This window comes from Aliivibrio finisterrensis, from assembly GCF_008933155.1.
In the GTDB taxonomy this organism is placed as follows: Bacteria; Pseudomonadota; Gammaproteobacteria; order Enterobacterales; family Vibrionaceae; genus Aliivibrio; species Aliivibrio finisterrensis.
Genome location: NZ_WBVP01000002.1, coordinates 180,281 through 194,697, shown reverse-complemented (window position 1 = coordinate 194,697; position 14,417 = coordinate 180,281). Strand labels below are relative to the sequence as shown.

Annotated in this window: 15 protein-coding genes; 4 read left to right on the top strand and 11 right to left on the bottom strand. The window is 39.1% G+C overall.

What is annotated here, in order from left to right:
* Positions 1-147: 147 nt before the first annotated feature.
* Complete coding sequence (locus F8B77_RS02745) at positions 148-1,146, bottom strand: NADP-dependent oxidoreductase (RefSeq protein ID WP_151653479.1); 999 nt, start codon at positions 1,144-1,146, stop codon at positions 148-150.
* 117 nt (positions 1,147-1,263) lie between these two features.
* On the opposite strand from F8B77_RS02745, the gene F8B77_RS02740 reads away from it, so the two are divergent.
* From F8B77_RS02740 to F8B77_RS17470, 3 genes are all read left to right on the top strand, one after another.
* Positions 1,264-2,163, top strand: coding sequence for a LysR family transcriptional regulator (locus F8B77_RS02740; protein WP_151653477.1), 900 nt, complete (start codon positions 1,264-1,266; stop codon positions 2,161-2,163).
* Between the two features lie 172 nt (positions 2,164-2,335).
* Positions 2,336-2,584 carry a D-fructose-6-phosphate amidotransferase gene (locus F8B77_RS02735; protein WP_151653475.1) on the top strand — a complete coding sequence of 83 codons (249 nt, stop codon included), beginning with the start codon at positions 2,336-2,338 and terminating at the stop codon, positions 2,582-2,584.
* A gap of 97 nt (positions 2,585-2,681) precedes the next feature.
* A complete protein-coding gene (locus F8B77_RS17470; RefSeq protein ID WP_167512740.1) occupies positions 2,682-2,843 on the top strand; it encodes a hypothetical protein in 162 nt (53 codons plus the stop codon).
* Positions 2,844-2,878: 35 nt separating this feature from the next.
* Here the strand turns inward: F8B77_RS17470 and F8B77_RS02730 are convergent, their stop codons facing one another.
* The 3 genes from F8B77_RS02730 to rsgA all read right to left on the bottom strand — a co-directional run bounded on the left by F8B77_RS02730 (position 2,879) and on the right by rsgA (position 4,909).
* Entirely contained in the window at positions 2,879-3,130 is a 252-nt protein-coding gene (locus F8B77_RS02730; RefSeq protein ID WP_072055435.1) for a hypothetical protein, read from the bottom strand.
* A gap of 119 nt (positions 3,131-3,249) precedes the next feature.
* The gene (soxR, locus tag F8B77_RS02725) at positions 3,250-3,696 is read right to left on the bottom strand and encodes a redox-sensitive transcriptional activator SoxR (RefSeq protein WP_151653473.1); all 447 of its coding nucleotides are present in this window, start codon (positions 3,694-3,696) and stop codon (positions 3,250-3,252) included.
* Positions 3,697-3,847: 151 nt separating this feature from the next.
* Complete coding sequence (gene rsgA / locus F8B77_RS02720; RefSeq protein ID WP_151653471.1) at positions 3,848-4,909, bottom strand: ribosome small subunit-dependent GTPase A; 1,062 nt, start codon at positions 4,907-4,909, stop codon at positions 3,848-3,850.
* Between the two features lie 640 nt (positions 4,910-5,549).
* Between rsgA and F8B77_RS02715 the strand changes: the two genes are divergently transcribed.
* Positions 5,550-5,762: a TIGR02450 family Trp-rich protein gene (locus F8B77_RS02715; RefSeq protein ID WP_151653469.1), complete on the top strand. Its 213-nt coding sequence runs from the start codon at positions 5,550-5,552 to the stop codon at positions 5,760-5,762.
* Between the two features lie 51 nt (positions 5,763-5,813).
* On the opposite strand, the gene F8B77_RS02710 is transcribed toward F8B77_RS02715, so the two are convergent.
* The 7 genes from F8B77_RS02710 to F8B77_RS02680 all read right to left on the bottom strand — a co-directional run bounded on the left by F8B77_RS02710 (position 5,814) and on the right by F8B77_RS02680 (position 14,237).
* Positions 5,814-6,443 (bottom strand): 3'-5' exonuclease, encoded by a 630-nt coding sequence (locus tag F8B77_RS02710; RefSeq protein WP_425277976.1) that lies wholly within the window; start codon positions 6,441-6,443, stop codon positions 5,814-5,816.
* A 155-nt stretch (positions 6,444-6,598) separates the two neighbouring features.
* Positions 6,599-8,212, bottom strand: a complete 1,614-nt coding sequence (locus F8B77_RS02705; RefSeq protein WP_151653465.1) for an ABC-F family ATPase — start codon at positions 8,210-8,212, stop codon at positions 6,599-6,601.
* A gap of 228 nt (positions 8,213-8,440) precedes the next feature.
* Positions 8,441-9,016 carry a porin family protein gene (locus F8B77_RS02700; RefSeq protein ID WP_244298174.1) on the bottom strand — a complete coding sequence of 192 codons (576 nt, stop codon included), beginning with the start codon at positions 9,014-9,016 and terminating at the stop codon, positions 8,441-8,443.
* Positions 9,017-9,191: 175 nt separating this feature from the next.
* Positions 9,192-10,379 (bottom strand): lytic polysaccharide monooxygenase, encoded by a 1,188-nt coding sequence (locus F8B77_RS02695; protein ID WP_151653463.1) that lies wholly within the window; start codon positions 10,377-10,379, stop codon positions 9,192-9,194.
* Positions 10,380-10,603: 224 nt separating this feature from the next.
* Positions 10,604-11,587 (bottom strand): oxygen-dependent tRNA uridine(34) hydroxylase TrhO, encoded by a 984-nt coding sequence (gene trhO, locus F8B77_RS02690; protein ID WP_151653461.1) that lies wholly within the window; start codon positions 11,585-11,587, stop codon positions 10,604-10,606.
* Between the two features lie 270 nt (positions 11,588-11,857).
* Positions 11,858-13,309: a catalase KatE2 gene (katE2, locus tag F8B77_RS02685; protein WP_151653459.1), complete on the bottom strand. Its 1,452-nt coding sequence runs from the start codon at positions 13,307-13,309 to the stop codon at positions 11,858-11,860.
* A gap of 55 nt (positions 13,310-13,364) precedes the next feature.
* A complete protein-coding gene (locus tag F8B77_RS02680; RefSeq protein WP_151653457.1) occupies positions 13,365-14,237 on the bottom strand; it encodes a patatin-like phospholipase family protein in 873 nt (290 codons plus the stop codon).
* Positions 14,238-14,417: the final 180 nt, after the last annotated feature.

The window sequence follows — 14,417 nt, the reverse complement described above, 5'->3', positions numbered from 1 at the left end:
ACCAGACTTTTCTCCCTATGAAGAGCAAGGTTTTTGTCGTTTGTATTTAATCTCACTTGTTCTTCTATATTTACGTTTAAATCGCTATAAAAAATCCGAGAGCATAATCACTCTCGGATTTTTTATTCAAATAAGATAACCGCTGTCTTACAGCTTAACGAGCAGCTTGCCTTTGTTTTCACCGGTAAAGAACATATTCAAACCAGACATTGCGCTTTCTAAGCCATCCAATTGGTGAGTTCGGTATTTCACCTTTCCTTGCATCACATATGGAGTTAACTTTTCTAATAGCGCAGGAACATTGCCTAGATGATCTGGCATAGCGAAGCCTTGGATCATCACGCGTTTCTTAATCAGATTAATCCAGTTTGGTCCTGGTGCCGGCTCTGCTGCGGTGTAATCCGCTATCATGCCACAAACAACGATTCGCCCGTGCGTGTTCATGCGATTAAAAATATGGTGTTGAATTGGGCCACCTGTATTTTCAAAAAACACGTCTACACCCTCTGGTGTAAGTTCTGCCAATTTTGCTTCTAAGTCGTCTGTTTTGTAGTTGATAGCACCATCAAAACCCAATTCATTCACTATCCAATCGGCTTTTTCATCACTGCCTACGACACCAATGATTCGTAAACCATCTGCTTTGGCTAATTGACCCACAATAGAACCTACAGAACCTGCTGCGCCAGTAACAACTAAGGTTTCACCCGCTTGTGGTTTAGCAATATTAAGCAGGCCTTGTGTTGCTGTTAAACCCGGAAGTGCGAACACGGCCAGTGCCATTTCTGCACTTACACCTGCTTGAACTTTATTAATACCTTGTCCGTTAGTTACTAGATATTCCGTCCAGCCCATCATGCCCATGACAGAATCTCCAACAACAAAATCAGGATGGTTTGATTCAACGACTTCACCAAAACCGCTTGAGCGCATCACTTGACCTAACTCGACACGCGGAATGTAGCTATTGGTGTCAGGGCTCATCCATCCCATCATGGCTGGATCTAAAGACATATAAGTTTGCTTAATCAGAATTTGTCCTGGGCCAGCCGCTGGGATCTCTTTTTTTACCACTTCAAACAGCTGTGGGCCGATTGGGTTTCCATCTGGGCGTTGGCTCAATTGAATTTCAGTATACTGGCTCATAACATTTCCTTTTTGTTGTTAGTATTCGTGCGAGTGATTACAGTATTACTTATGTTTTTCATTAGATATAGAGGGTAATATAGGAAGGTCTATTGTTAAAAAGGCAATAATAAAGTTATGGATCAATTACGGGCGTTAAAATACTTCACCGCTACGGTAGAGGCGGGAAACTTCTCTTCAGCAGCCAAAAAGTTTGGTGTTCCTGCATCTTCTGTCTCGCGTCGCATTGCCGATCTAGAGGCGTCTCTCGGTGCTCAATTATTGAAGCGAACGACTCGAACCGTCTCTCTCACAGAGGTTGGCTTGCAGTACTACAACCAAGTCACGACACTAATTCAGCAATTAGACCAATGTGACAAAGCAGTAAAAGATTACCAAACCACCCCAACAGGCACGCTTAAAATCAGCTCCATGGTGGGTTTTGGTGAGCGTATTCTTGCCCCAATATTGGATGAATTTACCCTTCGATATCCAGATATTGTTTTAGATGTAGAGTTGAACGATCAACTCTCCAAATTGGATAGAGACGATGTAGATATTGCAATTCGTGGAGGCTATGCGCCAGATGAGCGTGTGGTTGCGATTCATCTTATGGATAATCAGTTTATCCCTGCTGCCTCTTCTGCTTATCTTGATCATTACGGTTACCCTAAGAGTACAAAAGAGTTACCTAACCACAGAGGCTTATTCTTCAAAACACCGCATGGCCCAACGCCTTGGTTAAGTGAAATAAATGGAGAATGGCAAGATGTCTCGGCCCCAAGTTTACTCACAACAAATAATGGCCAATGGTTGGCAGATAAAGCGATAAAGGGCGCAGGAATAATCATGATGCCACGCTGGGTGTTGCAGCCTTATTTTGAGCGTAATGATCTCATTGAATTGCATTTTAATGAGCCATTAAGCATTACTCGAAATCAAGATCTTGGTGTTTATATGCTGTATCAAAAATTGGCTTACTCAACCCCAAAAGTAAAAGCGGCGGTTGATTTTATTACGGCCAGAATTAAAAAATAAAAAACCATACTTTATTAGATAAAAAGTGAAGAAGTTGCCTTGGCTTTTCTTTAATTATCAAATAGTAAATCTTACTTTCCACACCTAGAAACTAAACTTTGATGTAGCTCAAAAAACAACCTAGGAATTAGGCGTAAGTTGGATCGACATTACATTTTTTGAGGGAATAAAAATGACGATACCAACCGTTTACCGTAGAGATATTCTCGGTTTAGTTTTACTCATTTCCATTGTTTTGAGCACTCTTTATATTCTTTTGGATGTGCTGGCTTTGTTTGCCTACCTAAACCATGAGAAAGAAATCGCATCGACCTTCTTTCATCAATCCTTTTATTTTCTGGTGTTTTTCATCCCACCCTATTTTATCGCTAAGTACATCAAACAAATGGATGTAACAACACCACAAATGATCACGGAATAATGGACAGAAAAATTAAACACTTGTTTTAAATTATTCAATTTTACTAAATCAATAATCACGATAACTTTATCTTAACGGCTAAAATGAAGGATTGATTATGTACGATTTGAATGGTGATTTTGAAGATTTAAAAATGAATTTTACTCAATCAAAAATTAAAATACTTGGTTGGGATGACAAAGAATGGATTGTGGAGGATGTAACATTTACTTTTTTCATTTGCATGATACTTGTCTCTATTGTTTCTAATTACTTTTAAACCTAATTAGAAACAATAGCTCTAATACAATTGAATTAATGCGTGGTACGGCTTGGGCCATTACGCACTAAATCTTGTCCTGTTTGGAATACTTCTTCTGTTACCCAACGAGACAGTAGTAATTGATGCTTATCATCCAGTACCGCAACAAAGCGACGACCATCTTTATTGTTTGTTGCCATTGCAATGCCTGCAACGTTTGTTAAACCAAAACCACCATTTTCAACAGAGATTAAAAACGTTTCTAGATCTTCTAGGTTTGTGATCATGCTTGCTTCTTGGTTCATATTGGTATTCTCTTCTAAACTCAATCGATAATCACAGAATGGTACGGTTTTTATCTTATCAAGGCAATAATTGCTCTTGTGTATATTGGCTCTTTCTATCTCTAGTGCCCTACTTTTCTTTATTTCGATAATATCCGCTGCGCTCCACTGCCTTCTTCGTGCAAAATGTCATCAGGATTCAATAACTGACACTTTTCCATACTCAAGCACCCACAGCCAATACAACCGGTAAGGTTCTCTTTTAAAAATTGTATTTGATGTAACTTAGCATCGAGATCTTTTTGCCACTTACTGGCAACTTTCTCCCAATCCTGGATTGTGGCTGTTTTTCTCATCGGTAAGTCTTCAAGCTCTTTGGCTATTTCTTCTAACGTAAAACCGACAAGTTGAGCAACCTGAATAAGCGCAATTCGACGAAGCATTGAGGGGTGATAACGACGTTGATTGCCAGAAGTTCGAATAGACGCTATTAATTCTTTTGTTTCATAAAAACGCAAAGCAGAATGTGCGACTCCACTTCGCTCAGACAATAACCCAATGGTTAGTAGTGTTTTTTCATTCAGCATTTGTCACTCCCTGACCCTGTATAAAGATTAAGTTAATTTTACCTTTATACATGCTGTTACAGATAAAAAAACAGCCCTTACTAAAAAGTAAGAGCTGCTTCTAATCAAAGACGGGCGGTTTATTCATGTATTTGTTATTTACAATACCGTATTAATAGGCTGCTGACTCATAACCTTTTTTACGAGAACGAGCATCAGCAATAGCGCCATGCACCATTTTTCCAAACGCTTTATCTTTTGCACGCTGCTCAGCTAAACTTGCACCATTAATTGCTTGTTCACGCATCAATTTTTGATAACTGACTAAGCGACGTTCTTCAAGAACACCTGATTCAACCGCTTTTAGCACGGCACAACCTGGTTCAGAGGTATGAGTACAATCACCGAAGCGACAGTTATAAGCAAGATCAGTAATCTCACTAAACGTCGCATTTACGCCTTGCTCGCAATCACTTAATTGAAGCTCACGCATTCCAGGAGTGTCCATTAATAGACCACCTTGCGGCATTAGCTTAAGCGCTCGATACGTTGTGGTATGACGGCCTTTACTGTCATCTTCACGTATATCGCCAGTCTCTTGAGCTTCAAAGCCAAGTAAACCATTTACCAATGTTGATTTACCAACACCAGATGAACCAAGGAAAGCGATAGTCTGTCCATTTTTACAGTAGCTATGTAGAGCAACTAAATCATTCGAATCAAGTGCATTTACACTGTAAACACTCATCATTCGATTCAGTTTTTGAACTTGATCTTGCTTGTCATCTGCATCATCACATAAGTCTGCTTTAGTTAGTACCACAACTGGCTCTACTTCGGCTTCTTTTGCTATAGCAAGGTAACGTTCTATACGACTTAGATTAAAGTCATTATTTAACGAACACACGATCATGACGCTATCTACGTTTGCTGCGATTAATTGCGTCGCAACTTTTGATCCCGGCGCTTTACGATCAAACAGAGATTGTCTATCTAGTACGCGTTGAATTCGTAGATTTTCATCAAACAATACCCAATCACCGACACAAACACGATCATCCCCTGATGGTGGTAATAAGCTTGCTTGGCCTTGCTCACTCAAAACAATAATACTGCTTCGATGCTGCTCAATAACTCGACCTGTCTGCAGATCTGTTAAGTCATCTAGAGTCAGTTGCTGTTGAAAATAAGGACGCCAGCCTAGTTGTGATAGTGTGAGAATTTGCTCACTCATTTGTTGCTCCATACATATGGTAGATTGTTTACCATTGATAACCGTTAACACATCAATGGTAAACACTCTTAAACTGTAAATTAACGCTGTTTTAAGTGGCTTTTTAACGAAACGAATAGTAGCACCATACATTTAAAAAAGAGCAATAATACTTTTTCGATTAATGCTTATTTTCATCATTTTAAGACCTTGGTAGCAATTATTTAACTTAACGTCTATTTACCTCAGTGCGTTTACTATCGAATTCTCAACGTCATAAAATATGGTCCTATCCCTCAGTGATGTAAAACAAGTTAGCCTTGTCATTACGATAAAAATAATTAATTAAACTTAAGCGTGCCAAAGGTATTTAGACAGCACTGCACGAACTAAAATATCAGTAGCGGATTCGTTGGTTTAATTGGAATACTTACTTAATACCAATCTACATAAGTATTTGATCATTCTTGCTTGTTAAAATCGATTATATCTGCGTTATAAATTTTGTAATTAGATCCACTAGTTACTGTAATTTATGCCTTGCTATAATCGATTTTTCCTGCGCAATTATCTGAACAACTACTTATCCAGAATGGTATAACATCTCTAAAACTAAATTTAAGCTATTCTTACTATAGATAATTTACATTAAGGAAGCCTGATGAATAAGATTAACCCGAAGAAGCTATTAAATAGCAAATGGACAGCGGTTAACCCTGTACAAAAAGAAAAGCATTTTTTAATTACTGAAATTGAGTTTGAGGAAAATGAGGTAACACATTGTTTAATAGAAGCAATTATAACAAAACGCACACAATCACTTGATTGGGAAGAATTAAAAAACCAAGAACGTTGGCTTTCTGGGTGGAAATAAAACACCTACATCTAAGTAGCTAGGTGTTTTTTTATTATAAGGAACAATCGATTAACGGTACTTCTTTAAAAATTTATCCACAGATCCTTTCGGGGTTTTTCCTATTTTAATCATTAAATCAAAGCTTGGATTAACAATGCCATGATCACGCTCTAATGCTTCTAGCTGTACTAACCATAGCGAGGCGGTCACCTCGGCATCAGCTAACGCTCGGTGAAATACGCCATCATTATCGATTTTATGATACGCGACTAAGTCACCCAGTTTATGCGATGAAACCTCTTGAGTTAATCGTCTTGATACCAGTAATGAACAAGCAAAATCACCTTCATAACCACGCTGAATCAACTCTAATTCAGCATCTAAAAAACGTTTATCAAATGAGGCATTGTGTGCGACTAAATTACAGCCTTGAATAAAATCAGCAAACTCACCCATTACTACATCACAACTAGCAGCATCGACTAACATTCGATTTGAAATACCGGTGTAATTTTCGATGAATGAACTCACTCTAAATCCCGGGTTCATCAAACCTTGAAAACGATCAACCACCACGCCGTTTTCTAATTTAACTGCACCTATTTCAATAGCACGATCACCTTGGTTTGGTGATAAGCCTGTGGTTTCGAAATCGAGTACAACGACGGTATTTGCTGGGGCGGTTTTGTTAGCGCTAATTACTGACACAAATGATTTCCAAATAATAAATAAGAAGTGAAAGAGAGAGATTAATCGTAATGGAACAAAAGCATATAGACTTCGATCAAAAAACGCGAGCTGATATCCAGTCTCGCGTTTTTATCTATGCTTAATTCTACCGAGTTAACATACGCTTATTTAGCAATATTAACCTGTAGCATTTTAACCTGGTGGTCTAAATACTCGTCATAAGTACCTTGGAAAGTCACTAGTTTTTTCTCATTAATATCAATGATATGAGTTGCTAGTGATGATACGAACTCACGGTCGTGACTTACGAAAATTAAAGTACCTGTGTAGATTTTTAATGCTTCGTTAAGTGCTTCTATCGCTTCCATATCCATGTGGTTAGTTGGTTCATCCATAACAAGTACGTTGATGTCTTGCATCATTAACTTGCCAAACAATAGACGGTTTTTCTCACCACCTGAGCAGCTTTTCGCTTTTTTGTTTGCGTCGTCAGCAGTAAACAGTAAACGACCCAAAATACCACGAACCATCAAGTCATCGTGCTTAACGGTACGCCACTGAGAAATCCAATCGAAGATGCTTAAATCGTTATCAAAATCAGCCGTGCTGTCTTGTGGGCAGTAACCAAAAGACGCATTTTCAGACCATTTAACAATACCTTCGTTTTGCTCTAGGTCATTCACTAAGCAACGTAAGAAGGTTGTTTTACCTACACCATTCTCACCGATAACAGCTAAGCGAGTGCCCGCTTCTAGTAATAAGTTTCCACCTTCAAACAGAACTTCACCATCAAAGCCGTGACCTAGGTTTTCAAGCTCTAGTGCTTGACGGTGCAGTTTTTTACCTTCGCCAAAGTTAATTGATGGGCTCATACGACTTGATGATTTCACTTCATCTAGCGTGATTTTGTCCATTTTCTTTGCACGAGAACTTGCTTGTTTCGCTTTCGATGCGTTAGCACCAAAACGGTTTACGAAGTCTTGTAATTCACTGATCTCTGCTTCTTTTTTCGCGTTACCCGCTAATAGTTGTTCACGGATCAAGCTTGATGCTTCTAAGAAGTACTCGTAGTTACCTGGGTAAATACGTAATTCACCGTAGTCGATATCAGCCATGTGCGTACATACAGAGTTTAAGAAGTGTCTGTCGTGCGAGATGATGATCATGGTACATTTACGTTTGTTTAGCTCTTCTGCTAACCAGTTAATCGTGTGAATGTCCAAGTTGTTGGTTGGTTCATCAAGTAACAAGATATCTGGGTTTGCAAACAGTGCCTGTGCTAATAACACACGCAGTTTCCAGCCTGGAGCCACTTGTTGCATCAAACCAAAATGAAGCGCTTCATCAATACCAGCTTGAATTAGGATATCACCAGCACGGCTTTCTGCACTGTAACCATCCATTTCTGCGAATTCACTTTCAAGCTCGGCGACTTTCATGCCATCTTCTTCACTCATTTCTGGCAATGAATAGATGCGATCACGCTCTTGTTTGATTTCCCATAGTTTTTTGTCACCCATGATAACAACATCAATTACGTTATATTGCTCAAACGCAAACTGATCTTGGCTTAATACACCTAATTTCTGTCCCGGCGTCATTGATACGTTGCCTGAACTAGGAGTTAATGCACCACTAAGAATCTTCATGAACGTTGATTTTCCGCAGCCGTTCGCACCGATCAAACCATAACGGTTACCGTTGCCAAATTTTGCTGAAATGTTTTCAAATAAAGGCTCTGCGCCAAATTGCATTGTGATGTTGTTTGATTGTATCAACGAAATAATTCCTAGGGTTTACTGACAAGTCATGATTTGGCTATAGAAAGCCACAAGATGAAGGACGAAAGTATGATGAATGAGAAAATCTAGCCGCGGATTATACAGAGATCTTGATCACAATGTCGAGGAATATGATGTTTTAATACACAATAAAAAAGCCCCGGAGAAATCCAGAGCTTTATGATGGTATTTAACGTCGTAGTGATACTAAAAAATAATCATTAATTAGAATTTATAACCAACAGTAAAAGAGAACTGATCAGCAAAAATATTATCTCCACTCTCTTTTAAGTTAATGAAATCTAATCTTAAATCAGTATAGAAATGGTGATTAAACGTAGCTCTTGTACCAATACCAACAAAGATAGTTGAGTCATCCCATTTCCAAGCATCTAGTCCAAAAGCACTGGCTTCTTCTTTAAACTTTGCAAAACCCAAGACACCATAAGGCTTTATTGACGCATTTTGCATATGAAAGGTATAACCAATATCGGTATCAAACTTAAAGGTTGATGTATCAATGTCAAAAGGGAAATCTGTGCCGCTGCCTTTATTTAAAGAAACGTTGATACCAATAATATCATTTATGTCATAACCATAAGCCAAAGTAAGACCACTGGTTGAATATTTTCCATCAAAAGCTATATCATCAATACTTGTGGAATTAAAGCCCAATCCAACTCGATGACCTTCTAAAACATTCGCATAAAGGGCTGTAGAAGATAAAAGTGAAGCTGCTAGAAGGGATTTTAGTGCTAGTTTAATAATTACTCTCATTTTAAATAATAATAATGATTTCATCCATGAATTCGTATTCTTAGTCGTTGAGTAAATAATATGAAATTGAAGAGATTAATACTAAATAGCTCTCGTTATTACATTTATAAGCGTTGCTTATCACAAAAAGCCCTAAATTAAATTAGGGCTTAAATATTAAAAATACCATTTTAAATTGAGATCCATTTATTGCCTTCTATTAACGCCAAACGCCCCACTTGCCAGTCGTTCCCGGTTCTTCGCCTTTTGTCCACCACTGTGCTGTCCATTCTTTATCGTTATAGCTAACAACATCCCCATTGTTATAAATTAAACCGGCTTGCCATGCGTTTGTTGACTCAACTGGCGGCTCTACTGGTGGTGTTGTATCGGCTTTAATTAAAGAAAGTTGGTAACTTAAATCAGCGCTTGGTGCAAACACTCGGTTAGCGTAAATATTAGTAGTGTCATACATATAATGATTCATTTCTTGGTGCCAAATACCAATAAACCATTCTTTATTTTTCAATTGGTTAAATTGTCCTGCCAGTTCCGCTGACCATGTCGCCGTATTATTCACATTAATGGCTAAACTGATGTCTGTTGTTTCCGCCCCTGTCGCATCAAATGTTCTGAATCGAACCGTATCGCCTGATTCTACTGGCCCAAATCCTTGGCTAATGTAATAACCTAAATCAGAATATGATGGTGGTGGGTCGACTGGATCTGTCGGTCCTGGAGGTGTCGTTCCCGTTCCATCAAATGAAATATCGCTGCAGTTATAAAAGCCTTCACCAGCGGCATCTTCACGCTGCCAGCGAGTATAAAGAACGGCCGAATCAGCTCTATCCGCAGGAAGAGTAATATTAATACGGTATTTCTTATCTTCCCCGACAGGTACGTTACTTGAGGTATCAATTAGCTCTAAATCACCCCACGTTAATGGAACGGTTGGATCGTAATTAGGATTAGATAAATAGAACTGCCAGTAAGAAGGGTTATGAGGTGCGGTGGCATTAAAGATAAGCTCAATCTGGTTATTCTCATCTAAGGTAACCGCCGTTTTTTGCCAATGAGAAGAACCTACGTTTAGGCCTGCTTTTGCATTATCGCCCGCCGAACATAAATTACCATCACGAACAATGGCTTGAACATGTGCCATGTCTTTATAGTTTGGTACGTTTGCAGCAACTTCATTACGTTGGACAAAAGGAAACGCACCTGATTCATCATACGCTGCCTGACATGCCTGATTTGGAATAGTATTATCCCAAAAGCCTCCATCTAAATAACAAGTGTTTTGCCTTGCACTAGGGTACTCAACCCAACCATGAGCTTGCGCTCCCATTGATGATAGTGCACCAATAAAAGCGATGCTGAGCGAACTGATTTTTATTTTATTTGTCATGATTTCATCCTTGTTTATAAACAATAAAAGCGAGACGTTAACGCCTCACTTTTGTTTATAAAACTAGCAAGAATTCATAAATTGGCGATAAGAACAGGGATAAATCGATGCTTTATTTACGCATTTGTTATCTACTTTGCATCTCAGTATGAGCAGAATGAAAGCGCATTATATTCTTTCGAGTCAGTTCATTCTTTACGCTTCACCTCAGCATTAAGTGCGATTTACTTCTTAGATGCTCTCTGCTGCTGTTTTCTCTCTTTCTTTTCTTGTTTACGTTGTTCAATCAACTTTGCCGCGTCACCACCAACGTGAGTTTCGCCTCTTTCATCCGCTAGTTGAACTTGTTTTTCACGCTCACGGAAACGAGACTTTTGCTCATCACTATGCTGATCAATACATTTAGGGCAACTTACGCCTTTCTCAAATGCCTCTGATTGTTTATCTTCGTCTGTGATTGGCAAACGACACGCATTACATACATCGTAATGGCTTTTTTCTAATTGATGATTAACGGCAACTCGGCCATCAAACACATAACAATCGCCTTCCCATAAGCTGTTTTCTTCTGGCACTTCTTCAAGATATTTTAGGATCCCACCTTCAAGATGGTACACCTCATCAAACCCTTGTTCTTTCATGTAAGCTGTCGACTTCTCACAGCGAATACCACCGGTGCAGAACATCGCGACTTTTTTATGCTTTGCAGGGTCTAAGTTTTCAGCAACATATTGAGGGAATTCACGAAAGGTCTCTGTATTTGGATTCACTGCATTTTTAAACGTACCTATGTCCACTTCATACTCGTTACGGGTATCAACCAACAGTACTTCTGGATCAGAAATAAGCGCGTTCCAATCAGCAGGTTTAACATACGTACCCACCACATGAAGGGGATCAATACCTTCTACGCCCATAGTAACGATTTCTTTTTTTAACTTTACTTTGGTACGGTTAAACGGCTGTACGTCATTAATTGATTCTTTATAAACCACATCAGCTAAACGAGGATCTTCTTTAAACCAAGCGAGTAGTGTATTAATCGCTTCACGAGAGCCAGCAACCGTGCCATTAATACCTTCACTTGCTAGCAGTAATGTGCCGCGAATATTATTATCTTCTAATACTTGAGTTAATGGTTGACGAAGGTCGGTGTAATTTTCTAATGAAACAAATTTGTATAACGCACAAACGATATATTGAGACATGGGTAACTTTCCTTTTTTGCGAGGCTGGATCGTAAATCCAGAGCAATGAGTATTTGCCTTAGCGGCTTATAATAGTGCGGGGAGTATAACGGAGGTCTATCGACACAAATACCGACAGTTTTTGTGGTTTTTCTAACCAAATTGAATTAAATAATAAAATAACCACCTTTCAAATAGCAAGAGAGCTAAAATTTACAATGTAAACAGACATAAAAAAAGCGCTGAATGTAATACTCAACGCTTTGATTTATAGTTACTTAATAGAATAAATTACGAGTTAAATTCACTCACATCAATATCAAGTAATTTACCGATACCTTCGCCATAAGCAGGGTCAGCTTTATAACAATGTCTTAAGTGACGAAGTTGAATTTCTTTTGGCACACCGTTTAAGTTACGCGCTGTGTTATCAAATAAGATAGCTTGTTTCTCAGCGGTCATTAGACGGAATAGATCGCCCGGTTGTGAGAAATAATCTTCATCTTCACGGTGATCCCAATGTGCTGCTGCGCCATCTAAGTTTAGTGGTGGCTCAGAAAAATCTGGCTGCTCTGCCCATTGACCTTCATTATTTGGTTCATAACCTAATGTGCTACCAAAGTTACCATCAACACGCATTGCGCCATCGCGGTGGTAACTATGTACAGGACAACGAGGTGCGTTCACTGGGATGTGTTGGTGGTTTACACCTAAACGGTAACGCTGAGCATCACCATACGCAAATAAACGACCTTGTAGCATCTTATCTGGAGAGAAGCTGATACCCGGAACCACGTTTGCAGGGTTAAATGCCGACTGCTCTACTTCTGCGAAGAAGTTTTGTGGGTTACGGTTTAGCTCAAATTCACCCACTTCAATTAATGGATAATCTTTGTGTGGCCATACTTTGGTTAAATCGAACGGATTATAAGAAACCGTCGCCGCTTCTGCCTCTGGCATGATCTGAACTTTTAATGTCCATTTAGGGAAATCTTGGTTATCAATGCTTTCAAGCAAATCACGTTGATGACTTTCACGATCATTACCAATCACAGCACCCGCTTCAGCATCTGATAGGTTTTTAATGCCTTGTTGAGATACAAAGTGGAATTTCACCCAGTAACGCTCGTTATCACTGTTGATAAAGCTAAACGTGTGGCTACCAAAACCATGCATATGACGGTAAGTAGCAGGAATACCACGATCACTCATCACGATAGTTACTTGGTGAAGCGCTTCAGGTAATGATGTCCAGAAATCCCAGTTATTTTTCGCGCTTCGCATATTTGTGCGAGGATCACGTTTAACCGCGTGGTTTAAATCAGGGAATTTAAGAGGATCACGTAAGAAGAATACGGGTGTGTTGTTACCCACTAAATCCCAGTTACCCTCTTCTGTGTAGAATTTTAGCGCAAAACCACGGATATCACGCTCGGCATCTGCTGCGCCACGCTCACCAGCGACGGTAGTAAAACGTGCAAATAGCTCAGTTTGTTTACCAATTTCAGAAAACAATTTTGCTTTTGTATACTTTGTGATGTCATGAGTAACCGTGAATGTACCGTAAGCACCAGAGCCTTTTGCGTGCATACGACGCTCAGGGATCACTTCACGGTCAAAATGCGCCATTTTTTCTAAAAACCACACGTCTTGCAATAATTGAGGACCACGTTTACCCGCAGTTTGAACATTTTGGTTATGTGCAACAGGACAACCTGCCGCTGTGGTTAGCTTTTTAGTCATTATTCATTCCTTAATATAGTAATAAAGCTCACGAAAAAACTGTTATAAAATAGGGTTATAAGCAAAAGTGACAGTTTTCTATATCTAATCCAAAAGTTCCCTCACGGCTGGATAAATGATCCACGCCTGCGGACACTCCCATTTCATATCCTGCAATCAGTGTAGGAGATTTCATAGAAAGACGCTTAACGGCAAAACCTTCAGGTGGAGCGATCACTCGAATTGTCGTTCCTTCAGGGGGATTACGAATAAATTCCAATGACTGATTGTAATTTTCAGCACGAACCAACATTGCTTGTGCTATTTGAGGATATCGCGCTAATAGTTTAGTCATTAACCAAGGTGAACGTGCAGGTTTCATCTCATAACTTAAAGGGTGAGATAAGATCACGGTAATATCTCTCGCCCCTCGACGATAAGCCTCTTTTACCGGAATAGAGTCAGCTACGCCACCATCGGTATAACAACCGCCAGAGAAACAAGGTGTTGATTTATAAGCGATAGGTAAAGCGGTTGTTGCTTCAAGAACATTATTTAAATTACTTTCTTTTATTTGATAATAATCGGCGTTACCACTGTCAATATTAGTTACTGCCGCATACATAGGAATAGAAGAAAATAAACGCTCTGAATTTAAGGGATGTCTTCTGTTCGATTCCTCAATTAGCCATTTCACATCAACAAGATCACCACCGCGAGCAAATCGTGTAGGATTAAAAAAGCGTTTGTGGGTTGCAAGTTTCGTAATGACATCAAAGCTACGTTGAGGTGCATAAGAAAGGTACCCTATTAGATTCGATGCCCCGGCAGAGACTCCAATAGCGAAATCATAAGGCATAAATTCTTTCTTCATAAAAGTGTCTAAAACACCGCTAGCAAAAATGCCACGCATTGCTCCACCTTCTACGACTAATGCACTCTTGACCATACTCTATCTTTAACCCCTAAAATACTGTGGGCATAGCATAAACATTTTAGATAATAAGAGATAATCGCTTGTACTTATAGCTGTGATTTATAAAACCTATCAAAAATTAGATTTAAATCATGAACTTGATTTATAACGTAGTATTCTATTAATAAGATATTGACAATATTAACTAAAAAC